The following is a 24701-nucleotide window of genomic DNA, read 5'->3' as shown; positions in this document are numbered from 1 at the left end:
CCATGGAGGCCGTTGCCACGCACTGCCCCTACTGCGCCCTGCAGTGCGCGCAGACGCTCACCCCGACTCCGGCCGGGGTGATCGTCGCGGGCCGTGACTTCCCGACGAACCGGGGAGGCCTCTGCCAGAAGGGATGGACGAGCGCCTCGGTGCTGCGTGCGCCGGACCGGCTCGCCACCCCCCTCGTCCGCGGGGCCGACGGCGAGCTGGGGCCCGTGACCTGGGAGGAGGCCCTCGACCTCGTCGCCCGGCGGTTCTGCGAGATCCGGGCCCGGCACGGTGCCGACGCCGTCGCCGTCTTCGGCGGTGGCGGGCTGACCAACGAGAAGGCGTACCAGCTGGGGAAGTTCGCCCGCATCGCGCTCGGCACCGCCAACATCGACTACAACGGGCGCTTCTGCATGAGCAGCGCCGCCGCGGCGGCGAACCGCTCGCTCGGGGTCGACCGCGGGCTGCCGTTCCCCCTCGCCGACATCGGCGGTGCCGGCGCCGTCCTGCTCCTCGGCAGCAACCTCGCCGAGACGATGCCCCCGGCGGTCGCCCACCTGTCCGGGGCCCGGGCCGCCGGTGGGCTCGTCGTCGTCGACCCCCGGGTCAGCGCCACCGCCTCCCTCACCGACGACGGTCAGGGGCTCCACCTGCAGCCGGTCCCGGGGACCGACCTCGTCGTCCTCCTCGGCCTCCTCCACGTCGTCCTCGCCGAAGGGCTGTCGGACACGGCCTACGTCGACGAGCGCACGTCCGGGGCCGAGGACGCCCGGCGCCTCGCCGCCGCCTGGTGGCCGGAGCGCGTCGAGCAGGTGGCCGGTGTGCCGGCCACCCTGCTCCGCGAGACTGCACGACTGCTCGCCGCCGCGAGCCCGTCCCGCGGCGGCGCCGGCGCGTACGTGCTCACCGGGCGCGGTGTCGAGCAGTCGGTCCAGGGCACCGCCACGGTGAACGCCGCGATCAACCTCGCCCTCGCCCTGGGCCTGCCGGGCCGGCTCGGCTCCGGTTACGGCGCCGTCACCGGCCAGGGCAACGGCCAGGGTGGCCGCGAGCACGGGCAGAAGTCCGACCAGCTCCCCGGCTACCGGATGATCGACGACCCCGCGGCCCGCGAGCACGTCGCGGCCGTGTGGGGCGTCGACCCCGCCGCCATCCCGGGCAAGGGCAGGCCGGCCGTCGAGCTGCTCGACTCGCTGGGCCGTGACGACGGACCCCGGGCCCTCCTCGTGCACGGCGCAACCTGCGGGTCTCGGCGCCGCACTCGACCCATGTCGCCGACCGGCTCGACGCCCTCGACCTGCTCGTCGTCTGCGACGTCGTCCCCTCCGAGACCGCGCAGCGAGCCGACGTGGTCCTTCCCGTGCTCCAGTGGGCGGAGGAGGAGGGCACGATGACCTCGCTCGAGGGGCGCGTCCTGCGCCGCCGCAAGGCGGTCGAGGCGCCGTCGGGGGCGCGCTCCGAGCTGTGGGTCTGGCGTGAGCTGGCCACGCGACTCGGTGCGCCGGGGACGTGGGACACCGACGCGGCGGAGGTCTTCGACGAGCGCCGCTACGGGGTGCAGGACTCGGTCGGTCTCGCCATCGCCCTCGAGCTCCGCTACCGCGGCCTCCGCTCGCCGCACAAGATCAAGCTCGGCGTCTCGGGGTGCGCGCGCGAGTGCGCCGAGGCACGCGGCAAGGACGTGGGCGTCATCGCCACCGACAACGGCTGGAACCTCTACGTCGGCGGCAACGGCGGCTTCACCCCGAGGCACGCGCAGCTCCTCGCCGAGGACCTCGACACCGAGACGCTCGTCCGGACCATCGACCGGTTCCTCATGTACTACGTCCGGACCGCCGACCGACTGCAGCGCACCGCGGTGTGGGTCGAGGACCACGAGGGCGGCCTGGAGTCCATCCGCTCCGTGGTCATCGACGACGGCCTCGGGATCGGCACCGACCTCGACGCCGCGATGGCGGGCCACGTCGACGACTACGAGGACGAGTGGGCGGCGGCCCTCGCCGACCCCGAGAAGCTGCGCCGCTTCGGGTCGTTCGTCAACGCGCCCGACCAGGCCGACGACTCGTTCGCCTACGTCGCCGAACGCGGCCAGCCCCGCCCCGCCACCCCGGAGCAGCGCACGAGTGGTGTGCTCATCGCCGGCACCACCCTGGAGGTTCGCCGATGACCGTCGACGTCGTGACGCAGGAGCCCGGACTCGCCCTGCCCGGGTGGGTCGCCGTCTGCCGCGTGGACGACCTCTTCCCCGAGCGCGGTGCGGCGGCCCTCGTGGGGGGCGAGCAGCTCGCGCTCTTCCGCACCCACACCGACGACGTGTATGCCGTCCAGCAGCTCGACCCCTTCTCCGGCGCCCACGTGATGTCGCGGGGGATCGTCGGCTCCCGCGGTGACGCCCCGACCGTCGCGTCACCGATGTACAAGCAGGTGTTCGACCTGCGCACCGGCGAGTGCCTCGACCCCGTGGGGCGCGAGCCGCAGCCGCTGCGCACCTGGGCCACGGACATCCGCGACGGCGTCGTCCACGTCTCGCGGCACGAGGTCGCGGCGTGAGCACCCTGCTCGGCGTCGACCTCGTCGGCCGGGCCGTGCTCGTCGCCGGAGGAGGACCCGTCGCCGCCACCAAGGCGGCCGCGCTCGTCGCCGACGGCGCGCTGGTGCACGTCGTGACCCCCATCGCCTGCGAGGCGCTGCTCGACCTCGTGGAGGAGCCGGGCGTCACGTGGAGCCGGCGCGAGGTCCGCCTCGACGACGTGGCCGGCGCGTGGTTCGTCGTGGCGGCCACGGGTGACCTCCGCACCGACCGCGAGCTCTGTGCGCGGGCGACCGACGAGCGGGTCTTCAGCGTGTGCGCCGGGTCCGCCGTCCACGGCACGGCCCGCAACCCGGCCGTGACCGACCACGCGGGCGTGCGGGTGGGCGTGGTGTCGCTCGGGCGTCCCGACCCGGCCCGGGTCGTGTCCGTCCGCAACGCGCTGGCCCTGCACCTGGCGACGGGCGACCTCGACCTGCGCGAGCGCCGCCGCCTTCCGGGGGCTCCCGGGCGGGTCGTCCTCGTCGGCGGCGGACCGGCGGCCACCGACCTGCTCACCGTGCGCGGCCGACGTGCCCTGGCCGAGGCGGACGTCGTCGTCACCGACCGGCTGGGCCCCACCGGGGTGCTGCGCACGCTCCCCACGAGCGTCGAGGTCATCGACGTCGGCAAGACCCCCGGCCACCACCCCGTCCCGCAGCACGAGATCAACCGGATCCTCGTCGAGCAGGCCCAGCGCGGCCGGACCGTGGTCCGGCTCAAGGGCGGTGACCCGTTCGTCTACGGTCGCGGCGGCGAGGAGGTCCTCGCCTGCCGTGCGGCCGGGGTCGCGGTCGAGGTCGTGCCCGGCGTGAGCTCGGCGCTGAGCGCGCCGGCGGCGGCCGGCATACCCCTGACGCACCGCGGCACCGTCGCCGCGATCCACGTGGTGAGCGGGCACGAGCCCATCGACCCGTCGGCCCTGGCCGTCGTCGCGGCGGAGCGGGCGACCCTCGTCGTCCTCATGGGCGTCTCGGCCCTCGCGGACCACGCGCGCGACCTGCGCGCGGCCGGTGCGGTGGACGACCTTCCGGTCGCGATCGTCGAGGACGCGACCACCGCGGCGCAGCGCGTCACCACGGCCACCCTCCGGGACGTGGCGGCGGTGGCCGCCGGGGCCGGGGTGCGCTCCCCCGCCGTCATCGTCGTCGGGCGGGTCGCCGACCCCTCGCTGCTCGTCCCCACCGGCCTCGCGGCCGGGGACACCCGGTGACCGGCCGGACTCCCCCGGCGCTGGGGCAGGTCATGGCGGGGTGCGTCGTCCTCGTCACGGCGGACCGTCGCTCGAGCGAGCTCGCCTCCGCCCTGACCCGTCGCGGCGCCACCGTCCGCCACGCCCCGGCCCTGACGATCGTGCCCCACGAGCACGACGAGGAGCTCGTCCTGGCGACGAAGCAGCTCATCGCCACCCCACCGGACGTCGTCGTGGTGACGACCGGGATCGGGCTGCGCGGCTGGATCGAGGCCGCCGACGCCGCCGGACACGCGGACGAGCTGCTCGACGTCCTCGGTCGGGCGCGGATCGTCGCACGCGGGCCGAAGGCACGCGGAGCGATCCAGGCCGCGGGGCTCACGGCCGACTGGGTCGCCGAGTCGGAGACGTCCGCCGAGATCCTCGAGCTGCTCCTCGACGAGGGGGTGTCCGGCCTGCGGGTCGCGGTCCAGCACCACGGGGCCGGTGCCGACGGGCTCGACACCGAGCTCGCGGCCGCGGGAGCCGATGTCGCGAGCCTCGTCGTCTACCGCTGGGGCCCGACGCCGGACCCGCTGGCCCTGGCCGCCTCGGTGCGCGACGCCGCTGCCGGCGAGATCGACGCCGTCGTCTTCACCTCGGCCCCCGGCGCCCACGCCTGGCTCGCCGCCGCCGACGCCGAGGGGGCACTCGACGGGATCGTCGCCCGGCACCGGTCGGGGTGCCTCGTGGCTGCTGCCGTGGGACCGATCACGGCCCTTCCGCTGCAGGAGAGGGGAATCGAGCCCATCGTCCCCGACCGCGGCCGACTCGGCGCCCTCGTGCGCCGGCTCGTGCACCACTACGAGGCCGCCCAGTCCACGGCGGTCGCCACGGCGACGGGTCATCTCCAGGTCCGCCGCACCGTCGCGCTGCTCGACGGCCACGTCCTCCCGCTGTCGCCGACCGGGCTCGAGGTGCTGCGCCTCCTCGTCGACGCCGGTGGCGACGTCGTGTCACGCGCCGAGGTCCTGCGCGTCCTGCCCGGCGACTCCACCGACCCGCACGCCGCGGAGGTGGCCGTCGGCCGTCTCCGTGACGCCGGAGGACGCGCGCTGGTCCAGACCGTGGTCAAGCGCGGCTACCGGCTCGCCCTCGCCTGACCCGCCCCGCCCCGGCCCGGCGGGCCGACACGGCGGCCCGGCACGGGTTTGCCCGACCCCGCTCCCCGACTGCACCGCGGTCCTACGCTGGACGTGAGCGACGCCGTCGGCGTGCGACGTGCGCGCCGGCAGGAGGAACCACATGCCCGCATCCGCATCCGCACCCGCCAAGCCCTCCCAGCCACCGCCGTGGTTCGTCCACCTGGCCTGGCGGGTGCACCGCGGCCTCCACCGACTCAGCGGCGGGCGCTTCCTGTGGACGCCCTCCAACAAGCGCGGATGGGGCGCCCTCCGCCTCACCGCCACCGGCCGGCGCTCGGGTCGGGAACGCGAGGTCATCCTCGGCTACCTCGATGACGGTGACGACCTCGTCACGCTGGCGATGAACGGCTGGGACGAGGGCCACCCGGCGTGGTGGCTCAACCTCCTGGCCCACCCGGAGGCCACCGTGCGCCTCACCGGCGTCGAGGAGCCGATCACCGTTCGCGCGCACGCGGCGCAGGGCGCCGACCACGAGCGCCTGTGGGCGCGCTGGTGCGCGGTCGACCCGCAGCTGGAGGCCCGCGTCGCGCACCGCACGACCCCGACCCCGGTGGCCGTGCTCACGCCCGTGCGGTGACGTGGGCGCGGTGGTCGCAGCGCCCGGCTCAGCAGACCTCCTGCGGCTCACGGTCCGGGAGGTAGGTGCGCCACTCGTCCGCGGTGAGCGAACGGCCGGCCATCCGGCACGCGGCCGCGACCCACCCCTGCTCGTCGAGGGCCCACGTGTAGGTCCTGCCGGACCCGCCGGCGAGCAGGAGGGACGAGGCGTCCGGTCCGTACCCGGCCACCCCGTCGTCCCCGACCGTCACCGCCCCCAGGAAGGAGCCGGTCCGGCCGTCCCAGCGACCGAGCCGACCCGACGCGGCGACCGCCACCTCGGTCCCGTCCCCGTTGAACGACGCGCTCCAGCCGGCGAACGGGTGCCGTGCGGTCGGTGCGGCGATCCACCGGCTCGTGTCGACGGCATACAGGCCGACCTCGCCCTCCCGGGTGGTGACCGCAAGGCGGGAGCCGTCGGGTGAGTAGGCCGCCCCGAACACCTCGTGCCCGATGTCGAAGCGGTCGGCCGTCCCGCGGTCCACGTCGACGAGCCAGGTGCCCTGGCCGTCGACCGCCGTGAGGACCTGGTCGGACCGGGGCCGCGGGATGAGCGAGGACAGGGCGCCCTCCGCACCGACGAGCGCCGAGACGTCCAGAGCGTCCCGCTCCGGCTCGAGCGTCCGGGCGTCGAGCACGTGCATCCGCCCGGTCGTCGTGCCGACGAGGAGGCGGCCGTCCGCGGTGAAGGCCCCGTACGACGCGACCTCGTCGACAGGCAGGTCGCGGGTCGCGAGCCGCTCCCCCGTGGCGGAGTCCCAGACACCGACGGCGTCGTCGCCCGTCGTCACGCTGACGAGGCGTCCGTCCGGACTCCAGGCCCCGTCGACGTAGTTCGTCGCGTCCTGGCCGACGGCGACCTCGTGCTGCACCGCTCCCGACGCCGAGTCCACGATCGTGAGGACCGGCTCCGTCGCCGTCGAGACGTGCAGGACGCTCCGGCCGTCCGGCGAGACCTTGGCGAAGCCGGGGTCGGCGACGCCGCCGACGGAGCGTCGTAGGATCCCCTGGGTGCCGGTGAGGTCCCACGCGTGGAGGAGTCCGTCGAACTCGGCGGTGTATGCCGTCCGCCCACCCTCGCCGAAGACCACCCAGGTCCCGGCATCCGGCTGGTCGAGCAGCTCCGTGGGGGGTGCGCCCGAGGGGACGTCCCAGACGAGCAGGGCCTCCCCGGCGGACGCGAGGCGCGAGCCGGAGGCGGAGAAGGACACGCCTCCGGGGTCGCCCGGGGTGGGAAGGACGGCGAGGCGCGCGTTCGTGGCGGTCGCGACGAGGACGACCTGACGGTCGGCCGCGACCGCGATCTGCTTCCCGTCGGCGGAGAGGGCGATCGAGCCGCCGAGCTCGCCGGCACCGAGGTCCGCACCGGTGAGCACCTGCCGCGCGCGCCCGGTCCCGACGTCGGTGACGCGCAGCCGACCCTCCCCGACCGTGTAGATCGTCGTCCCGTCGGCCGAGGGGGTCGGGTCGCCGGACTGCGGCCCGAGGTCGAGCAGCGCGACGGGGGTCGCCGGTCGGTCGAGGTCCCACAGCCCGACGAGCGGGGCCCCGCCCGCACGATCGAGGAACGTCGCCGCCAGCCACCGCCCGTCGGGGGTGAGGGTGAGGTCCTGCTGGACGTAGCGACGCTCCGGCATCCCGCCGGGCTGCGCGGCGGCGACGGATCCGTCGCCGTCGAGGAGGACGACGGCGCCGTGGGGCCTGCCCGGGCCGAGCAGCTCGCTCATGACGGACACGGCGACGACCGCCCCGTCGGCGCTGGCCACGACCGCGGGGCCCCTCAGTTCGGGTCGCTCGGAGACGAGCGCGAGCGTGTCGAGCGACCGCAGCTCGAGGGCCCGCTCCGGCGCCTGGCTGACCAGCCTCCCGCCGGCCTCGCTCACGGCGATGCTCGTCGTCCGTGCCACCCGCTCCGTCCGGAGCAGCGCCGGCGCCCGGTCGAGAGCGGCGAGGAGGTTCGCCCGGGTGTCGCTGGAGGCCTCGAGCTGCCATCCCGCCACCCCGAGGAGGAGGGCGGTGTCGACGTCGCCGGCCCGCAGCGCCTCGGCCCCGAGCAGCCGCGCGTCCGCCGAGGTGGCGCTGGCCTCGGCCCGACGGGACGCGGACGTCGCCACGACCCCGGCCGCGGCGGCCACGACGGCGAGGACGGCGACCGCGGCCAGGCCGGCCCTGAGACGGCGGTTGGTGCGGCGCTGCGCCAGCAGCCGCGTCTCCCCCTCGCGCAGCTCGACCACCGCCCGCGCCTCGGACTCGTCGAGGAACCCCGCCTCCACCTCGGTGAGGCGCGGCCGGTCCCGTCGGCGCCACTCCTCGACGCGCTGCTGGCGGGCCCCGCGGTAGAGCTCGCTGTCGGGCCGGCCCATCGCCTCCCACGTCTGCGCCGCGACCGAGAGGTGCCGCATGGCCCGGGCCCCCTCGACGTCCTCGTCGAGCCACGACCGCAGCCTCGGCCAGGCGAGGGTCAGCGACTCGTGGGCGATCTCGACGTTCTCGCCGTCGCTGCTGAGCAGCCGCGCGTCGACGAGCCGGTCCACGAGCTGCCGCTGGCTGTCGTCCTGACCGACGGTCCTCACCGGGACCCGGTGCCGCACCGAGGCCGCGTCCTCGTCCCTCGAGACGAGGCGGGTCATGAGCTGGCGCAGCAGCTCCTGGTCCTCCACCGCGAGCGCCCGGTAGAGGTCCTCGGCGGTTCGCGACACCGCCTCCTGGATCCCCCCGGTGGACCGGTACCCGGCGACCGTGAGGGTACGCCCCTCCCGTTCGGCCCAGGTCGCGCGCAGCACGTGGGACAGCAGGGGCAGGGCGGCCGGCTGACCCTCCACCTCGCGGACGAGCAGCTCCTCCAGACCGGGCTCGACGGACAGCCCCGCCTGCTCCGCGGGACCGCGGATCGCGCGCCGCAGCCCCTCGTCGCTCATCGGGCCCACGAGGTGCAGCCCACCCTCGACCCGCCGCGCCAGCTGGACGTGCGACGACAGCTCGCCCATCGTGTCGGCGCGGATCCCGAGCACGAGCCCACTCCCCTCGGCCACGACCCGGAGCAGCTGGGCGACGAACCGGTCCTGCTCCTCCCGGGGGGCGGTGAACAGCTCCTCGAGCTGGTCGACGACGAGGACACCGCCCGGGCCCGGCTCCAGCGCCGCCAGCGTGGCGACGGTCGTCGTCGCCGGCGTCAGCACGGTGGGGGTGCGCCCGTCGCGGACGAGGGACGCCGCCAGCCCCGCCCGGACGAGCGAGGACTTGCCGCAGCCGGAGGGCCCGACGACGGCGAGGACGCCGCTGCGGTCGAGCAGGGCGAGGCATGCGGCGATGTCCGGCTCACGGCCGTAGAACATCGCCGTGTCCTCGACGTCGTAGGCGAGGAGGCCCGGGTACGGGCACTCCGTCTCGTGGAACGCGGGCGCCACGAGGTCCAGGGCCGGGGCCTGCGCGAGGATCGAGACCTCGAGCGCGCCGAGCTCCGCCGACGGGTCGAGGCCGAAGTCGTCGAGGAGGATCTTCCTCGCGCGCCGGAGGGTGGCGAGGGCGTCGGCCTGGCGCCCCGAGCGGTACTCCGCCAGGGCGAGGAGCTGCCACCGGCGCTCCCGGGTGGGCCGGTCGTCGGCGAGGCGGAGCAGCTCGGGGACGACCTCGGCGTGCAGGCCCAGGTCGACGGCGGCGGCGGCGCGGACCTCCTCCGCGGCGTGGTGCTGCTCGACCAGCTCGGCGCGCTCGGCCGACGCGCCGGGCCAGTCCTCCAGCTCGGGGAGGGGGTCTCCGCGCCAGAGGTCGAGCGCCCGGCCGGCGTGGTAGTGGGCGCGGTCCGACTGCCGGTCGGCCAGCAGGTCGGCCGCGACCGACACCGCATCCGCGAAGACGGTCGCGTCGATCTCGTCGTGGTGCAGCGCGAGCCGGTAGGCGCCACCGCCGCCGCCGCCCACGGTCTCGATGGCCGCGACACCGAGGGCTCGACGCAGCCTCATGACGCAGCCCTGAACGACCTTGGCGCTCGAGGTGGGAACCGCCTCACCCCAGAGCGCCTCGGCGATGGCGTCGGTGCGGACGGTGCTCCCGGGGCGGCTGGCCAGCACCGCGAGGACGACCCGGTCCCGGGGGCCGAGGGCGTGGTGATCGCCGCCAAGCACCAACGGGCCCAGCACGCTCAGCCGCACGGTCTCACTGTGTCGTCCGTGCCGGGAGGTGTCAACGAGAACGACACCTCCCGGCGCGGGTCGGCGAGCTGCCACGGCCGACGGGGCGGCTCAGCCGAGGTACTCGGCGGCGACGCTGCACTCGTCGAGTCCGAGGGTGTCGACGCCGGTGGGCTCCGACCAGGTCTCGGAGAGGACCTCGTCGTCACTCGGGTCGGCAGGGGTCCCCGCGTGGTCGAGCACGATCTCGACGGTCTGCCGGACGAGCCGGATGCCGATGAGCGCGCCGGCCGGCGTGTGGTACGACTCGCGGCCCGAGGTCTTGAAGGTGATGGTCAGGGTGCCGTCGCCGTTGTCGACGATCCGCTGGTCACGTTCCTGGACCGACGACTGGCCGGTGAGCGAGGCTCCCGTCTCCATGTTGGTGTAGACGCTGCGGTTCACGGCGACCAGGCGGAAGTAGTACGTGCCGTTGCGCACCTGGTCGGTGAGCACCGCGTTGAACTCGACCTCGTGCAGCAGCGGGAACGGCAGGTCCATGCACGTTCCCTCCTCCTGCTCGATGTGGGAGCCGGAGCCGCGGAAGTGGCTGATCTGGGGGCGGTCGGCCTGCGCGGCTGCTGCGGTGGTCAGGGTGAGGGCCATGGCGCCGAGTGCGGCAAGTGCTCCTCGGGGAGAACGGGATGACATGGACGGACGGGACATGTGAGCCTCCTGGATTGGGGTCCCCGGACGAGAGGCACGCTGTCGATGAGCGGTCTCAACCCGGTATCAGCCCGTCCCCAGCAACATGGTCGTCACACGGGAGCACCCCGCCCGCAACGCACGGAGGCGACGATGGTCGGCATGGCACAGGTGAGTCAGCGCCCCGCGCCCGACACCGTCAAGGTGCTCGACTGCCCGCTCCCGGGCCGGCACGTCCTCGTCGTCGGCGGCGGGCCGGTCGCCGCGCGCCGGGTCGACGCCCTCGCCACCAGCCCGCACCCGGTCACCGTCGTCGCGACCCACCTGTGCGACGACATGTTCGACCTGCTCGCCGAGCGCCGGATCACGTGGGAGAACCGCGCCCCGCGACCCAGCGACCTCGACGGCGTCTGGCTGGTCCACGCGGCGAGTGGCGACGCCGCGCTCGACGCCATGGTGGGCACGTGGGTCGAGGCGGTCCGCCGCGCGAAGGTCAGCGCCGAGAGCCGCTCCAGCTGAGGTGGTACCTGCCGTCGTCGCACGCGAGCCCGCCCTCGCCGAGATCCAGGGGCCGGAAGGTGTCGACCATGACGGCGAGCTCGTCGAAGTACTCCGCCCCGATCGAGGCCTCCGCGGCACCGGGCTGCGGCCCGTGGGCGTGACCACCGGGGTGGAGTGAGATCGAGCCCTGCCCGATGCCCGACCCCTTGCGCGCCTCGTAGTCGCCCTCGACGTAGAACATCACCTCGTCGGAGTCGACGTTCGAGTGGTAGTACGGCACCGGGATGGACAGCGGGTGGTAGTCGACCTTGCGCGGCACGAAGTTGCAGACGACGAAGTTCCAGCCCTCGAAGACCTGGTGCACCGGCGGCGGCTGGTGCACCCGGCCGGTGATGGGCTCGTAGTCGCGCACGTTGAAGACGTACGGGTAGAGGCAGCCGTCCCAGCCGACGACGTCGAGCGGGTGGAACGGCAGGGTGTGCACCGTCCCGACGATCCCGCCGCTGCTGGCTGGCCCGCTCCCCCGGTGCTTGATGTAGACCTCGGTCTCGGCGTTCTCCTTCTCGCCGACGTCCTCCGCGAGCAGCGGCCCCGCCGGCACCCGCAGGTCGCGCTCGCAGTACGGGCTGTGCTCGAGGAGCTGGCCGTACTTGGACAGGTAGCGCTTCGGCGGGGCGATGTGGCTGTTGCCCTCGATGCAGTAGGCCCGCAGCGGCTCCTTGCGCGACGACGTCGGGATCCAGCGGTGGGTCGTGGCCCTCGGGATGATGACGTAGTCGCCCTGCGCGACGTCGAAGCCGCCGAACACCGTCTCGACCCGGGCCGCGCCGCGCTCGACGTAGACGCACTCGTCCCCGATGCCGTTGCGGTACCACGGGCTGGGTGCGCCGGCCACGGCGTACGAGATCCGCACGTCGCCGTTGCCGAGCAGCAGCCGCCGGCCGGTCACGACGTCGGTGCCTTTGACCGTCCTCGCGTGGTCGAAGAGCGCGTGCGGCTGGAGGTGGAGCGGCTTGAGCGGGTGGTTGGGCGTCGTCGACAGGTCGCCGACCGCCCACTCCCGGGCGTCGGTGATCGTCGACGGGATGTTGCGGTGGTAGAGCAGGGACGAGTCGGACGAGAACCCCTCCTCACCCATGAGCTCCTCGTAGTAGAGCTCGCCGGTCCTGCCCCGCCCGGGCGGTCGCCGGTGCTGCGTGTGCCGCTTGGGCGGGATGCTGCCCATCGACTGGTAGTGCGCCACTTGGTCTCCACCTCGTTGTGTCGGAAGCGTGTCGAAACTCGTGCCTCCTCAGACTAGTAGCGTGTCCGGCATGTCCACGGCGCCCACCGCCCTGCTCGCAGGGCTCATCGACGATGCCGCCGTGTTCCCCCCCGGCAACGCGCCCCTGCCGCTCGCCGTGGACCGTCACCGGGCCCACCGCACCGCGGCGTATGCCGGCCTCGTCGGTCCGCTGCTCGTCCCCGTCTCGGACGTGGGCGCCCTTGTCGCCCAGCTGGACTCCGACGGAGGACCGGTCCTGCGGGTCGGCCTCATCGCCCGCCCGGGGGTCGACCCCTCCGTCCTCGTCGACGCCGCCCGGCAGCTCGCGTCGGTCACCACCGTCGACGTCGTGGGCGCGGAGCTCGGCTGGTTCGCCGGCTGGCGCGACCTCCCGGTCGACGGGCTCCCGCTGACGCTCGAGGTCCCGCGGGGCCCGGACCGCGACCGGGCCCTCGACGACGTCGCGGCCGCCGTCGACGAGGTGGGGCGCGAGGTCCAGGCGAAGTTCCGCACGGGTGCCACGCCGTCCTGGGCGTGGCCGGACGAGGTCGAGCTCGCCGCGTTCGTCCACGACTGCGCCCGGCTGGGCGTGCCGTTCAAGCTCACCGGCGGCCTCCACCACGCCGTGCGCGCCGAGCACGACGGCGACCCGCAGCACGGCCTCCTCAACGTCCTCCTCGCCGTGCACGCCGCCGCCCACGACGGCGCTCCCGCGGCCGTCGAGACCCTGCTGTCGCAGCGCGACCCGCGCCTGCTCGCCGACGCGGTGCGCTCGCTCGAGCCGGGGGACGTGCGCCGGCTGCGCAGTCTCCTCACGGCATACGGGTGCTGTGAGGTCACCGACCCCATCGGCGAGCTGGTCGACCTCGGCCTCGTCGACCTCGACCCCGCCCCTCCTGAGGAGAACCCCTGATGACCTGGCTCGACCTCCCCGCCGACCACCCCTTCGGCGTCACCAACCTGCCCTACGGCGTCTTCTCGACCGACGGCTCGGCGCCCCGGATCGGCACGAGGATCGGCGACCACGTCCTCGACCTCGGCCCGTGCGCCGAGCAGGCCGGGATGGAGTCGTACGCCGTGTGGTCGGCCCCCACGCTCAACCCGTTCCTCGCGCTGGGCCGGCACGCGTGGTCGTCGGCCCGTGAGTGGGTCGTCGAGCTGCTGACCAACCCCGCCCGTCGCGACTGCGTCGAGCCGAACCTCGTCCCCGTCGACTCGGTGACGATGCACCTGCCCTTCGACGTGGCCGACTACGTCGACTTCTACGCGAGCGAGCACCACGCCAACAACGTCGGCCGGCTCTTCCGCCCGGACTCGGAGCCGCTCACGCCGAACTGGAAGCACCTCCCCATCGGCTACCACGGCCGTGCGGGGACCGTCGTCGTGTCGGGCACCGGCATCACCCGCCCCCGCGGCCAGCGCAAGCCACCGACCGAGGACACCCCGGTGTTCGGGGCCAGCGTGCGGCTCGACATCGAGGCCGAGCTCGGGTTCGTCGTCGGCGGCTCCACGGAGCTGGGTTCCCCTGTCCGCGTGGCCGACTTGGACGAGCACCTGTTCGGCGTCGTGCTGCTCAACGACTGGAGCGCGCGCGACCTCCAGGCCTGGGAGTACGTCCCGCTCGGCCCGTTCCTCGGCAAGTCCTTCGCCACCTCCATCTCCCCCTGGGTCGTGACGACGGAGGCCCTGCGCCCGGCCCGCGTGCCGCTGCCGGGGCAGACCGACCCGACTCCCCTGCCCTACCTGCAGGGCGAGGCCACCGACGACGGCGCGGGCACGGCATACGGGCTCGACATCACCTACGAGGTGGAGTGGAACGGCACCGTCGTGTCCCGGCCGCCCTACCGGACGATGTACTGGTCGCCCGCGCAGATGCTCGCGCACATGACCGTCAACGGGGCCACCGTGCGCAGCGGCGACCTCTTCGGCTCGGGCACGATCTCCGGGCCCGAGAAGGACCAGCGCGGCTCGTTCCTCGAGCTGTCCTGGGGGGGCCGAGAGCCGGTGCGCCTCGACGACGGAAGCGAGCGCACCTTCCTCGAGGACGGCGACACCGTCACGCTGCGCGCCACGGCGCCCGGCCCGGGCGGCACCAGGATCTCGCTCGGTGAGTGCACCGGCACGATCCTCCCGGCCGCGGCGACCTGACCGACCGGCGCTGCGGCGTCAGTGCTGGACGCGCCCCTTGACGACGATGGTCTGCGCGACCTTGTCGTGCAGCGCCTGCTTCTTGTCGTCGGCCAGCGGCCAGACGAGGTCGGTGATGACGACGATGGTCGCCAGGCTCGCGACGACGGGGACGTTGCCGAGCGCCTGGGCGACGGCCTGGAAGCCGACGCGTCGCACGGCGGTGTCGACGTCGAGCAGCCCCGGCCGGTCGACCCGTCGGACGCTGATGCCGAGGAACAGCTTCCCCGGGGTCGCGCCGCGGCGCGTGAGGAAGAAGGTGTGGTAGCCGAGCATGATGACGAGCTGGACGGCGAGGAACGCGGCGAGCCAGCCGAGGCCTGCCTCGCCCAGCGCCGAGCTCATCGCCCGGAAGTCACCGGCGACCATGGCGGCGTCGAGCCGGTCCGCGATGGGCTCGATCGCCTTCCAGAGGAACCAGCCGCCGACGACGAGCGAGGCCACGGCGATGACGAGGGTGTCGATGAGGTACGCGACGACCCGGGTGAGGTACGGGGCCAGCTCGGGCTGTCCGGGGACGGTCGCCATCGCGGACGGACGCGTCCGCCCCTGCGGGGCGGACTGGGCGCCCCAGCCCGGGGGAACCGGGGCCGGGGGCTGCGGCGGGACCGGGGGCGCTCCCGGAGCGCTCGCGGCCGGGGCCGCCTCCTCGGGTGCCGGGCGCTTGCGCAGGACCGTGGTGTTGGACGTCCACAGGATGCCGTCGAAGTAGCGGAGCTCGTCGGGGTTGTCAGGGTTCTCGTACCACCCGGGTCTGCTCGGCGTGCTCATGCTTCGCAGGATGTCACACGGGCCCGGGAGAGCTCGCATCGTCACGGCCGGCCCGGACCGCCCCCGCCAGGGCGAGGACCGCACGGGCCACCCGCCCGGGGTCGTGCAGGTGGTGCAGGTGCCGGGCCCCGTCGACGACCCGGGTCGGCCAGCCGAGGTGGCGGGCGCGAGCCAGCTCCACGGCATACGTCCCGCCGAAGGCGAGGTAGGCGTGCGGACCACCCTCCCACCCGGGTGGGGCCTGGACCTCGGACCGGAAGTAGCGCAGCCGGAGCCGGGGCTGCCCGCCCTCGACCCGGCGACGCGTCGCCTCGTCGGGGAAGAGCGGCGCGACGTCCGACTCGTCCCACCACCGCGTCCACGGCGGCAGCACCCCGCGTTCGTCCGCGAGCGCCGCCAGGGCCACCATCATCGTCTCCGGCGCCATCGCGCACGGGCCTTCCGGTGCCGGCAGGGCCGCGTCGACGAAGACGACCGGTACGCCCCCTGACGCTGCGGGGGCGACGAGCCCGGCGTTGCTGTGCGCGACGACGAGGTCGGGTGCCGCGTCGCGGACGGCGAGCCGGAACGCGTCGAGCACCTCGCCTCCGGACGTCACATCGTCGGGGACCGGCGCCACCGTGGCCGCGGCGCCGTACCCGCGGAACGCCGCGGCCAGTCCGGCGTAGGCGCCCGCGCCGACGAGAGGGCTCGGCAGGACGAGAACCGACCCGGCTCGGCCGGTCACGACGGAGCCGGTCAGCCCCGGGCCCGCTCGAACGTCACGAGCACGCCCTCCGTGCCGCCGGGACCGATCCGACCCTTGACCTCGACGGCGGTCACCGCCTTGAGCTGCCAGCCCTGGGCCGCCCACTCGTTGAGGACCGACTCGAGCTTCCCGGCCGACATCTTGCCGCCGACGAGCCCTTCGCGGATCTGCACGACCTTGTACTCGTATCCCATGCACCGAGCGTATGCCGCGCGGCCGGGCCGGGCGGCCCGCTCGGGACAACCCGGCTACGGCCGGGACGCGACGCTGCGTCGGTAGGTGCGCACGGCCACGGCGTGGGCGACGACGAGGATGCCGAGGCACCAGGCGAGGGCGATCCAGACGTCACCGCCCACGGGCTGCTCGGCGAAGAGACGGCGGACCACGTCGACGATCGTCGTCACCGGCTGGTTCTCGGCGAACGCGCGGACCGGCCCGGGCATGCTCTCCGTGGGCACGAACGCCGAGCTGACGAACGGCAGGAGGACGAGGGGGTAGGCGAACGCGCTCGCGCCGTCCGCCGTCCTCGCCGTGAGGCCGGGGATGACCGCCACCCACGTCAGGGCGAGGGTGAGCAGCGCGAGGATACCGAGGACCGCCAGCCACGCGAGCGGCCCTGCGCCGGAACGGAACCCCATCGCGATCCCGACGAGGACGACGACGGCGAGGGAGGCGAGGTTGGCGACGAGCGACGTGAGGACGTGCGCCCAGAGCACGGACGAGCGGGCGATCGGCATCGACCGGAACCGCTCGACGATGCCCCCCTGCACGTCGAGGAAGAGGCGGAACGCCGTGTACGAGATGCCCGAGGCGATGGTGATGACGAGGATGCCGGGCAGCAGGTAGCCGACGTAGGACTCGGCGCCGACGTCGATCGCCCCGCCGAAGACGTAGACGAACAGCAGCATCATCGCGACCGGCATGACGAGCGTCGAGATGATCGTGTCCGGGCTGCGGACGATGTGCCGCAACGACCTGCGGAGCAGGACCGTGGTGTCGCCGAGGGCGTGGGTGGTCATGAGGGTCCTCCTTCGTCGCGGGATCCGCCGACGACGGCGAGGAAGACGTCCTCGAGGCTCGGCTGCTTCTCGACGTACACGACCTCTGCCGGTGGGAGCAGGGCCTTGAGCTCCGCGAGCGTGCCGTCGACGATGATCCGGCCCTCGTGGAGGATGGCGATCCGGTCGACGAGCTGCTCGGCCTCGTCGAGGTACTGCGTCGTGAGCAGCACCGTGGCCCCCTGCGCGGCCACCTCAGTGACGGCCTCCCAGACGTCGAGCCGGCCCTGGGGGTCCAGTCCCGTCGTCGGCTCGTCGAGGAAGATGACGCGGGGGTCCCCGATGAGGCTCATCGCGACGTCGAGCCGGCGCCGCATGCCCCCGGACCACGTGGACACCCGACGCCCGCCGGCGTCGGTGAGCGAGAACCGCTCGAGGACCTCGTCGGCGATCCGGCCCGGGTCGTCCAAGTGGCGGAGCTGGGCGACGAGGACGAGGTTCTCGCGGCCGGTGAGGACGTCGTCGACGGCGGCGAACTGCCCGGTCAGGCTGATGGCCTCACGCACCGCCCGCCCGTCCGCGACGACGTCGTGCCCGTGGATGCTCGCGCGGCCGGCGTCGGCCGTGAGCAGCGTGGAGAGGATCCGGACGAGGGTGGTCTTGCCGGCGCCGTTGCTCCCGAGGAGGGCGACGATGCTCCCGGTGGCGACCTCGAGGTCGACCCCGCGCAGGACGTCGACCTCGCCGAAGGACTTGCGCAGCCCGGAGACCGAGATCGCGGCGGGCGGCGAGGTGGCGGTGGTGGTCATGACAGCGCCCTGCGGATGGTGACGTTGCCGTACCTGGTCACCGCCGTGATCGACGCGGTCGGCTCCGCCTCGCCCGGGCCGTCGGACGCCGGCTGCAGCTCGCTGCGGACGTGTCCGTGCTCCGACGTCACGTCGAGCTTCGCGGCGGTGCCGTCCAGAACGCCGATGTCGATGGTGCCGTAGCCGGTGGCCAGGGTCAGCACGCCCTCAACCACGGAGTCGACCCGCATCTGCCCGTACGCCGTCCGCGCGTCGAGACGGCCGGCGCTGCGGCCCACGGTGATGTCACCGGAGCCGGCGCGCAGCGTGGTGTGACCGCTGCCCTCACCGAGGCCGACGTTGCCGGCGCTCGTGCTGAGGTCGGCCATCTCGCTGACCCGGCGCGCGTCGACGTTGCCGGCCGAGGTGCGCAGGTGCGCGCGGGTGGCCTCCTCGACCCGGACGTCGCCTGCGGAGGTCTTGAGCCGGCAGTCCGCGAGGCGACCGGACGCCTCGAGGTCCCCGGCAGCGGTCTCGGCGTCGAGGTCCGAGTCGCACGGGAGCTCGACGAGCACCTCGACCGACGCCGGCCGCCAGATGGCGCCGAGGCCGCGGTCGCGCGGCACGGTGACGTCGAGGAGACCGTCGACGAGGGTGACGCGCGTGCGCTGCGCGGCCTCGACGTCCCCGGGCCGGTCCGGGCGGGACGGCGTGACGGTGACGGTGGTGTGCTCGGAGGGCGACGCGACCGCGCGCAGGTTCCCGGCGTGCTGCCGGACCCGGGCGCGGATCGGTGCGGGGGTGTCGAAGGTGCTCACGGTGTTCTCCTCAGTGAGGTGGCGGACGGGCACGGCGTGGTCACCGGACCCAGCCGGAGAGCCGCTGGCCGCCGCTGGGCGTCGCGACCGCGGCGGCCGGGGTCGACGACGTGGGGGCGGCGCCGCCGCGGACGGCGGCGGTGAGCGTGCGGACGAGGAAGGCGTTGACGGACAGTCCCTGCCGCGCCGCGGCGGCCTCGATGTCGGCCTTGAGCCGGTCCGAGGGCCGGAAGGTGATGCGCGAGGTCCCGCCCTCGGCGTCGTCCTCACCCCCGGCGGACGCGTCGGTGGGCGGGGCAACGGTCGTGTCCGGCGCGGCGGGCGTGACGACGAAGGCCAGCCCGCGACCGGCGAGCCGGACGTCGACCGACCCGGGGGCCAGCGCGAGGCTGATCTCGGCCGCGGCGTCGACGACGGCCTCCTGCAGGGTGAGGCGCAGGGCCGAGTCGAGCGGGGCGACGAGCCGCTCGGCGACCGCCTCGACCTCGGACCCACCGGTGGCGGCGGCGACGGCGAGCTCGCGCTGGAGGGTGTCAACGTAGCGGCTCAGTTCCATGACGTCATGATGACACCACTATGACGTCACCGTCAACACCCCTGACGCCACGTCGGCGCCGCGCCGGGCCGGCGGGCCCGGACGCGCCGGAGGCGGGGTGCGCCGGAGTGGTGCTCCGGCGCACCCCGCCTCCGGGGTCACGCGTGGGTCAGAGGTTGCCGCGCTTGTCCTGCTCGCGCTCGATCGACTCGAAGAGGGCCTTGAAGTTGCCCTTGCCGAAGCCGAGCGACCCGTGCCGCTCGATGATCTCGAAGAAGACCGTCGGGCGGTCGCCGAGCGGCTTGGTGAAGATCTGGAGCAGATAGCCGTCCTCGTCGCGGTCGACGAGGATCTTGCGCTTCTTCAGCTCCTCGATCGGCACCCGGACCTGGCCGATGCGCTCGCGCATCTCCGGGTCGTCGTAGTACGCGTCGGGGGTGTCGAGGAACTCCACCCCCTCCTTGCGCAGCTCGTCAACGCTGCGCAGGATGTCGTTGGTCGCGAGCGCGAGGTGCTGCGCGCCCGGGCCGCGGTAGAAGTCGAGGTACTCGTCGATCTGGCTGCGCTTCTTGGCGATCGCCGGCTCGTTGAGGGGGAACTTCACCCGGTGGTTGCCGTTGGCGACGACCTTGGACATGAGCGCCGAGTAGTCGGTGGCGATGTCGTCACCGATGAACTCGGCCATGTTCACGAAGCCCATGACCTTGTTGTAGAACGTGACCCACTCGTCCATCTTGCCGAGCTCGACGTTGCCGACGATGTGGTCGAGGGCCTGGAAGAGGCGCTTGGGCGCACCGTCGCGCTTGGTGAAGGTCGACGTGCGGGCGACGTACCCCGGGAGGTAGGGGCCGGAGTACACGGACCCGTCGCCTGTGACATCGGCGCGCTGGACGAGCGAGTGGATGGTCTCGCCGTACGTCGCGATCGCGGCGACGCGCACGGTCCCGTGCTCGTCGGACAGGGTCTCGGGCTCGTGGACGACCCGGGCGCCGGCGGCCTTGGCCTGGGCGACGCACCGGTCGACGTCGGGCACCTCGAGGGAGATGTCGACGACCCCGTCACCGTGCGCGGTGTGGTGCGCGATGAGCGGGCTGTCCGGGCTGACGGCCCCCTTGAGGACGAAGCGGATCGAGCCGGACTTGAGGACGAAGGCCTTGTGGTCGCGGTTGCCGGTCTCGGGGCCGGAGTAGCCGACGAGCTCCATGCCCCAGGTGGACTGGTAGTACTGGGCGGCCTGGGTCGCGTTGCCGACGACGAAGACGATCGCGTCCCAGCCGGTGACGGGGAACCGGTCGGTGCTCTCGTCGTACTCGACGAGACCGACGAGCTGCTTGAGCTGGTCGAGGTCGAGGCCGGCCTCGCTCTCCTGCGGGGTGAGGTCGAGGTGGCTGGCGGTCGGGGCCGTCGGCGCGGACGTCGTGGTGTCGGTCATGGTTGCAGGGTGTCTGACCCGCGCAGGATGTGCAACGGTATGCCGCCGCGCTGCGCAGTCTGCGCATGATGTTGCCCTCGAGGGGGGTCAGGACCGACACTGTGCCCATGATCCGACCCGATGGCATCGACGTGCTGGACGCCCGCCTCATCGCGCTGTTCACGCAGCAGCCCACGGTCGGCGTCCTCGGGGCCTCCCGGCAGCTCGGCGTCGCCCGGGGCACGGTGCAGGCGCGGCTGGACCGCCTCCAGGACCGCGGGATCATCGCGTCGATGGGGCCGCAGATCGACCCGACAGCGCTGGGCTACCCCGTGACGGCCTTCTGCACCCTCGAGATCCGTCAGCGCCAGGGGCACGAGCCCGTCGTCGCCCACCTCGCGGCGATCCCCGAGGTGCTCGAGATCCACTCCACGACCGGCGCCGGTGACCTCATCGTGCGGATCGTGGCCCGCGACAACGCCGACCTCGGCCGGGTCATCGACGAGATCATCGACGACGTGCACGTGCTGCGCGCCAACACCTCGATGTGCCTCGTGACCCACCTCGACCACCGCACCGGCCCGCTCGTCGAGGCGGCGTCCCGACGCGGCACCGAGGACTGAGACGCGGCCCCGCGCCGGCCGGTCGGCACGGGCCCTCGCGCGGTCAGAACGAGATGAGGCGGCCGACGGTCCCGCCGACCATGATCACGGCCGGGAGGATCATCGGCAGGGCATGCCCGCGTCGTTGACGTCGATCCCAGCCATCGACTGCCCCTCCGTCGTCGCGACGTCGGTGGAACCCTGCCGGTGCCCCCACGGGCCCTCAAAGGGGAGCGGTCCCCGGCGCGGACCGCCTCAGCGCCGCCCGACGAACCAGAGCCGCACCTTGTCGATGCGGGCCCCGACCTGGTCGGACGTCGCCGCCGCCAGCTCCGGCCCGCCGCAGGCCCGGCGCAGCTCCATGTGGACGTTGGCGTGCGGGGCCCCGCTCTTCTTCGCGTAGGCCGCGACGAGGGCGTTGAGCTCCTTGCGCTGGGCCGAGAGCGCCCGGTGCGCCGACACGGGAACGGCCTCGGTGCGGGCCTTGCGCCCGGGGGCCTTCGACTGCCTGGCCTGCCGCTCGTGGAGCAGGACCGAGACCTGGTCGAGCTCGAGGAGCCCGGGGAGCCCGAGGTAGTCCTGCTCCTCCTCCGAGCCGACCTCGGCGTGGAGGCCGAACTGCTGCGCGTCGAAGACGACGTGGTCGAAGTGCGCGTCGGACTCCAGCGCCTCGAAGCTCTCGTCCTCGAGGCCGACCGTGCGCTCGGTGCGGTTGGCGGCGGCGACGAGGCCCTCCTCCTCCGCCCACATCGACGCCTCCCCGTCGGCGTCGCTCGGACGGCTCAGCGCATGGTCGCGCTCGACCTCCATCGACGCGGCGTGGGCGAGGATGAACGGCACGGACGGCAGGAAGATCGACGCCGTCTCGCCGCGCTTGCGGGCGCGGACGAACCGGCCGACGGCCTGGGCGAAGAAGAGCGGGGTCGACGTCGAGGTGGCGTAGACGCCGACGCAGAGCCGGGGCACGTCCACCCCCTCGGACACCATGCGGACGGCGACCATCCAGCGTGAGCTCGACGAGGAGAACTCCTCGATCCGCGCGCTGGACCCGGCGTCGTCGGAGAGCACCAGGGTGGGCTTGACGCCGGTGATCGACTCGAGGATGCGGGCGTAGGCCCGGGCCGAGGTCTGGTTCGACGCGATGACGAGCGCACCGGCGTCCGGCACGTGGCGCCGCACCTCGGTGAGGCGCTTGTCCGCGGCGGCGAGGACCGACGGGATCCACTCCCCCTTGGGGTCGAGGGCGGTGCGCCAGGCCTGGGCCGTCTGGTCCTTGGTCATCGGCTCGCCGAGGCGGGCGGCGATCTCGTCGCCGGCCTTGGTGCGCCACCGCATCGCGCCGCCGTAGGCGAGGAAGAGCACGGGCCGCACGACCGCGTCGCGCAACGCCGCGGCATACCCGTAGGTGTAGTCGGCGGCCGAGCGCAGGATGCCGGCCTCGTCCATCTCGTAACGGACGAACGGGATCGGGCTGGTGTCGGACCGGAACGGGGTCCCGGTGAGCGAGAGCCGACGGGTGGCGAGGTCGAACGCCTCGCGGATCGCGTCGCCCCAGCTGCGGGCGTCTCCCCCGTGGTGGATCTCGTCGAGGATGACGAAGGTCCTCGTGGACTCGGTGCGGCGCCGGTGCAGGTCCGGGCGGGAGGCGACCTGGGCGTAGGTGAGCGCCACGCCGTCGTACTCGCGGCTGTGCACCGCCGTCGAGTTCGAGAATCTCGGGTCGAGCTGGATCCCGACGCGCGCCGCGGCCTCGGACCACTGGGTCTTGAGGTGCTCGGTCGGGGCGATGACGGTGATCGCCTCGACCTCGCCGCTCTCGAGGAGCTCCGCGGCGATGCGCAGGGCGTACGTGGTCTTGCCCGCACCCGGCGTCGCGACCGCGAGGAAGTCCTTGGCGTCGGACTCGAGGTAGGCCGTCAGCGCCTCCTGCTGCCACGCGCGCAGCTTCGCCGCGGTACCCCACGCCGCCCGCTCCGGGAAGGCGGGACTGAGGTGGCTGGCGGCAGAGGTACTCATGGGCTCCGCAAGGTTAACGAGGTTTTCGCGGCGACGTGCCGAGGGCCCGCCTCACGGACGGGCCCTCGGAAGTGTGCTGGGGTCTGCGGGCCGCCTCAGGTGGCGCGGACGGCCACCCAGGAGTTCTGCATCCGCGCGCGCTGGTCCCTTCCCCCAGGGGGACCCCCCGAAGCCCCGTGGTGGGGAGAACCTACCGCTCGGCGCGGACCTGCGGGAGGGCCCGCCGAGAAGACGGACCCTCCCCCCTCACCCGCCGTCCGGGCGGGTGACGGTCAACGGCGGTAGGCGACCCACGCGTTCTGCATGCGCGTCCTCTGGCCGGCGCTGAAGTGGTCCATGCACGCGTCGGTCGTGTAGTCCATGAAGTTCTTGATGGGGTCCAGCCCCGGGAGGGTGCAGGTGTCGCGACCGGTGGGGCAGCCCGACGCCGGGCTCGCCTCGGCCGGGGTGTCGCTGACGTAGTCACCCGCGGTGGCCGAGCAGCCGCCCTGGAACGTGTGGTAGAGGTTCAGCCAGTGGCCGACCTCGTGCGTGCCGGTGTCGCCCTTGTTGTAGGGCGAGGCCGTGCCACCGGGGAGGCTCTCGTCGAGGAGGACGACACCGTCCATCGGGTCGACCTTCGACTTCGGGAAGGTCGCCCAGCCGAGCAGGCCGCCCGCGAGGTCCGCGGTGTAGACGTTGAGGTCGGCCTTGCCGCCCACGTGCAGACTCGTCTTCATGCTGCGCTCGGCCGACGTGCCGTGGTCGAGGCCGTTGTACCAGGTCGGGTTGTTGGTCGTCGTCCTGCTGGCGAGCCGGAACGTGAAGCCGGTGCCCGCGTAGGCGCTGTTGAGGACGCTGACCTGGCCGGCGATCTCCGAGGCGCTGAGCGCGCCCTTGCTGCCGTCGGTGATCGTGTGCCAGTGGACGTTGACCGTCGTGGACGTGAACGCCACGGTCCCCCCGGGCTTGCGGGCGGGCGCGGACGCGCCGGTCGAGTAGCCCTTCGCCGCCAGGGCCGAGCCAAGCCGGTCCTCCATCGCCCGGGCCTGGGCCGGGCTGACGTCGTGCGGGTCCTTCGCGCGGGCACCACGCCCGGCGCTCGCCTCGTCGGCGTTCACGTCGGTGGACGCACACTCGGCGGCGAGTCCGCGTTCGCCGGCCGTGGTGACGGCGGACGCGCTCGTGGCGCCGAGGCCGAGGGTCGCGGCCGACATGATCGTCGCCGCGAGGATCGCGACGGGCCGCAGGGTGAGGACAGACATGGGTGGTCCCTTCCGGTTCACCCGGACCGGACGGGCCCGAGTCCTTCGAACCTAGCCACGCGTCACGCGCCGCCGACACCCCGGGAGTTCCATGACTGGGTCAAGGTTTGGCAAAGCGAGGACCTGCCCGACGGGCTCAGTCCTCGCCGTCCTGCGGTGCCCGCAGGCCCTGGTAGATCTCCTTGCAGACCGGGCAGACCGGGAACTTCTCCGGGTCGCGACCGGGGGTCCACACCTTGCCGCAGAGCGCCGTGACCGGCTCCCCGGAGAGGGCGGACTCGAGGATCTTCTCCTTGCGGACGTAGTGGGAGAACCGCTCGTGGTCCCCGGGCTCCTGGAGCTGGGGGATGGTCTCCTCGCGCTCGAGCACGGCCGTCTGCGTCGACGGGCGGGACGGCTGCGGCTCCGGGGTCCGGGGGTCACTCTGGGGGGGCTGCGGCTCACTCACCGGACCAGCGTCTCACACGGCCGTGG

Annotated in this window: 22 protein-coding genes and 1 pseudogene; 9 read left to right on the top strand and 14 right to left on the bottom strand. The window is 73.8% G+C overall.

The features are described 5' to 3' along the window. The first annotated feature begins 2 nt into the window (after positions 1–2). The 5 genes and pseudogenes from AC3EU2_RS13370 to AC3EU2_RS13350 all read left to right on the top strand — a co-directional run bounded on the left by AC3EU2_RS13370 (position 3) and on the right by AC3EU2_RS13350 (position 5510). Positions 3–2155: pseudogene (locus tag AC3EU2_RS13370) on the top strand (molybdopterin oxidoreductase family protein). After that, complete coding sequence (gene nirD, locus AC3EU2_RS13365; protein ID WP_488176787.1) at positions 2152–2538, top strand: nitrite reductase small subunit NirD; 387 nt, start codon at positions 2152–2154, stop codon at positions 2536–2538. Before AC3EU2_RS13370 ends, nirD begins: the two are co-directional and overlap by 4 nt. Beyond that, complete coding sequence (cobA, locus tag AC3EU2_RS13360) at positions 2535–3770, top strand: uroporphyrinogen-III C-methyltransferase (RefSeq protein ID WP_488176786.1); 1236 nt, start codon at positions 2535–2537, stop codon at positions 3768–3770. Before nirD ends, cobA begins: the two co-directional genes overlap by 4 nt. 32 nt (positions 3771–3802) lie before the next feature. Next, entirely contained in the window at positions 3803–4891 is a 1089-nt protein-coding gene (locus AC3EU2_RS13355) for a uroporphyrinogen-III synthase (RefSeq protein WP_488179490.1), read from the top strand. Positions 4892–5033: 142 nt separating this feature from the next. Further along, positions 5034–5510 carry a nitroreductase/quinone reductase family protein gene (locus tag AC3EU2_RS13350; protein WP_488176785.1) on the top strand — a complete coding sequence of 159 codons (477 nt, stop codon included), beginning with the start codon at positions 5034–5036 and terminating at the stop codon, positions 5508–5510. A gap of 28 nt (positions 5511–5538) precedes the next feature. Here AC3EU2_RS13350 and AC3EU2_RS13345 read toward each other — a convergent pair whose 3' ends face one another. Together AC3EU2_RS13345 and AC3EU2_RS13340 are read right to left on the bottom strand one after the other, a co-directional pair. Then, complete coding sequence (locus tag AC3EU2_RS13345; protein WP_488176784.1) at positions 5539–9681, bottom strand: nSTAND1 domain-containing NTPase; 4143 nt, start codon at positions 9679–9681, stop codon at positions 5539–5541. A 90-nt stretch (positions 9682–9771) separates the two neighbouring features. After that, a complete protein-coding gene (locus AC3EU2_RS13340) occupies positions 9772–10305 on the bottom strand; it encodes a hypothetical protein (protein ID WP_488176783.1) in 534 nt (177 codons plus the stop codon). A gap of 201 nt (positions 10306–10506) precedes the next feature. Here AC3EU2_RS13340 and AC3EU2_RS13335 point away from each other — a divergent pair, with 201 nt between their 5' ends. Continuing rightward, entirely contained in the window at positions 10507–10863 is a 357-nt protein-coding gene (locus AC3EU2_RS13335; protein ID WP_488176782.1) for a precorrin-2 dehydrogenase/sirohydrochlorin ferrochelatase family protein, read from the top strand. Here AC3EU2_RS13335 and AC3EU2_RS13330 read toward each other — a convergent pair. Next, a complete protein-coding gene (locus AC3EU2_RS13330; protein WP_488176781.1) occupies positions 10838–12088 on the bottom strand; it encodes a homogentisate 1,2-dioxygenase domain-containing protein in 1251 nt (416 codons plus the stop codon). The two genes, AC3EU2_RS13335 and AC3EU2_RS13330, sit on opposite strands and share 26 nt — an antisense overlap. 70 nt (positions 12089–12158) lie before the next feature. On the opposite strand from AC3EU2_RS13330, the gene AC3EU2_RS13325 reads away from it, so the two are divergent. Together AC3EU2_RS13325 and fahA are read left to right on the top strand one after the other, a co-directional pair. Beyond that, positions 12159–13022 carry a hypothetical protein gene (locus AC3EU2_RS13325; RefSeq protein WP_488176780.1) on the top strand — a complete coding sequence of 288 codons (864 nt, stop codon included), beginning with the start codon at positions 12159–12161 and terminating at the stop codon, positions 13020–13022. Then, positions 13022–14257, top strand: coding sequence for a fumarylacetoacetase (gene fahA / locus AC3EU2_RS13320; RefSeq protein ID WP_488176779.1), 1236 nt, complete (start codon positions 13022–13024; stop codon positions 14255–14257). Before AC3EU2_RS13325 ends, fahA begins: the two co-directional genes overlap by 1 nt. Positions 14258–14275: 18 nt before the next feature. Here the strand turns inward: fahA and AC3EU2_RS13315 are convergent, their stop codons facing one another. The 8 genes from AC3EU2_RS13315 to hppD form a co-directional block, all read right to left on the bottom strand. Next, entirely contained in the window at positions 14276–15067 is a 792-nt protein-coding gene (locus AC3EU2_RS13315) for an RDD family protein (protein WP_488176778.1), read from the bottom strand. A gap of 13 nt (positions 15068–15080) precedes the next feature. After that, the gene (locus tag AC3EU2_RS13310) at positions 15081–15794 is read right to left on the bottom strand and encodes a hypothetical protein (protein ID WP_488176777.1); all 714 of its coding nucleotides are present in this window, start codon (positions 15792–15794) and stop codon (positions 15081–15083) included. Positions 15795–15805: 11 nt separating this feature from the next. After that, positions 15806–16009: a DUF4177 domain-containing protein gene (locus tag AC3EU2_RS13305; protein ID WP_488176776.1), complete on the bottom strand. Its 204-nt coding sequence runs from the start codon at positions 16007–16009 to the stop codon at positions 15806–15808. 54 nt (positions 16010–16063) lie between these two features. Then, positions 16064–16834: an ABC transporter permease gene (locus AC3EU2_RS13300; protein ID WP_488176775.1), complete on the bottom strand. Its 771-nt coding sequence runs from the start codon at positions 16832–16834 to the stop codon at positions 16064–16066. After that, entirely contained in the window at positions 16831–17622 is a 792-nt protein-coding gene (locus AC3EU2_RS13295; RefSeq protein WP_488176774.1) for an ABC transporter ATP-binding protein, read from the bottom strand. The genes AC3EU2_RS13300 and AC3EU2_RS13295 overlap by 4 nt, the downstream gene beginning before the upstream one ends. Beyond that, entirely contained in the window at positions 17619–18419 is an 801-nt protein-coding gene (locus AC3EU2_RS13290) for a DUF4097 family beta strand repeat-containing protein (RefSeq protein WP_488176773.1), read from the bottom strand. The genes AC3EU2_RS13295 and AC3EU2_RS13290 overlap by 4 nt, the downstream gene beginning before the upstream one ends. 40 nt (positions 18420–18459) lie before the next feature. Next, positions 18460–18975, bottom strand: coding sequence for a histidine kinase (locus AC3EU2_RS13285; RefSeq protein ID WP_488176772.1), 516 nt, complete (start codon positions 18973–18975; stop codon positions 18460–18462). Between the two features lie 148 nt (positions 18976–19123). Then, complete coding sequence (hppD, locus tag AC3EU2_RS13280; protein ID WP_488176771.1) at positions 19124–20386, bottom strand: 4-hydroxyphenylpyruvate dioxygenase; 1263 nt, start codon at positions 20384–20386, stop codon at positions 19124–19126. Between the two features lie 107 nt (positions 20387–20493). Between hppD and AC3EU2_RS13275 the strand changes: the two genes are divergently transcribed. Further along, on the top strand, positions 20494–20988 hold the full coding sequence (locus tag AC3EU2_RS13275) for an Lrp/AsnC family transcriptional regulator (RefSeq protein ID WP_488176770.1): 495 nt from the start codon (positions 20494–20496) through the stop codon (positions 20986–20988). Between the two features lie 234 nt (positions 20989–21222). Here AC3EU2_RS13275 and AC3EU2_RS13270 read toward each other — a convergent pair whose 3' ends face one another. The 3 genes from AC3EU2_RS13270 to AC3EU2_RS13260 all read right to left on the bottom strand — a co-directional run bounded on the left by AC3EU2_RS13270 (position 21223) and on the right by AC3EU2_RS13260 (position 24675). After that, positions 21223–22983 carry a DEAD/DEAH box helicase gene (locus tag AC3EU2_RS13270; protein ID WP_488176769.1) on the bottom strand — a complete coding sequence of 587 codons (1761 nt, stop codon included), beginning with the start codon at positions 22981–22983 and terminating at the stop codon, positions 21223–21225. Between the two features lie 272 nt (positions 22984–23255). After that, a complete protein-coding gene (locus tag AC3EU2_RS13265; protein WP_488176768.1) occupies positions 23256–24227 on the bottom strand; it encodes a zinc metalloprotease in 972 nt (323 codons plus the stop codon). A 136-nt stretch (positions 24228–24363) separates the two neighbouring features. Then, positions 24364–24675 (bottom strand): DUF3039 domain-containing protein, encoded by a 312-nt coding sequence (locus tag AC3EU2_RS13260; protein ID WP_035940832.1) that lies wholly within the window; start codon positions 24673–24675, stop codon positions 24364–24366. Positions 24676–24701 lie beyond the last annotated feature (26 nt).

Source organism: Knoellia sp. B-D-2 (assembly GCF_057714695.1).
This window is presented reverse-complemented; position numbering and strand designations above follow the sequence as displayed.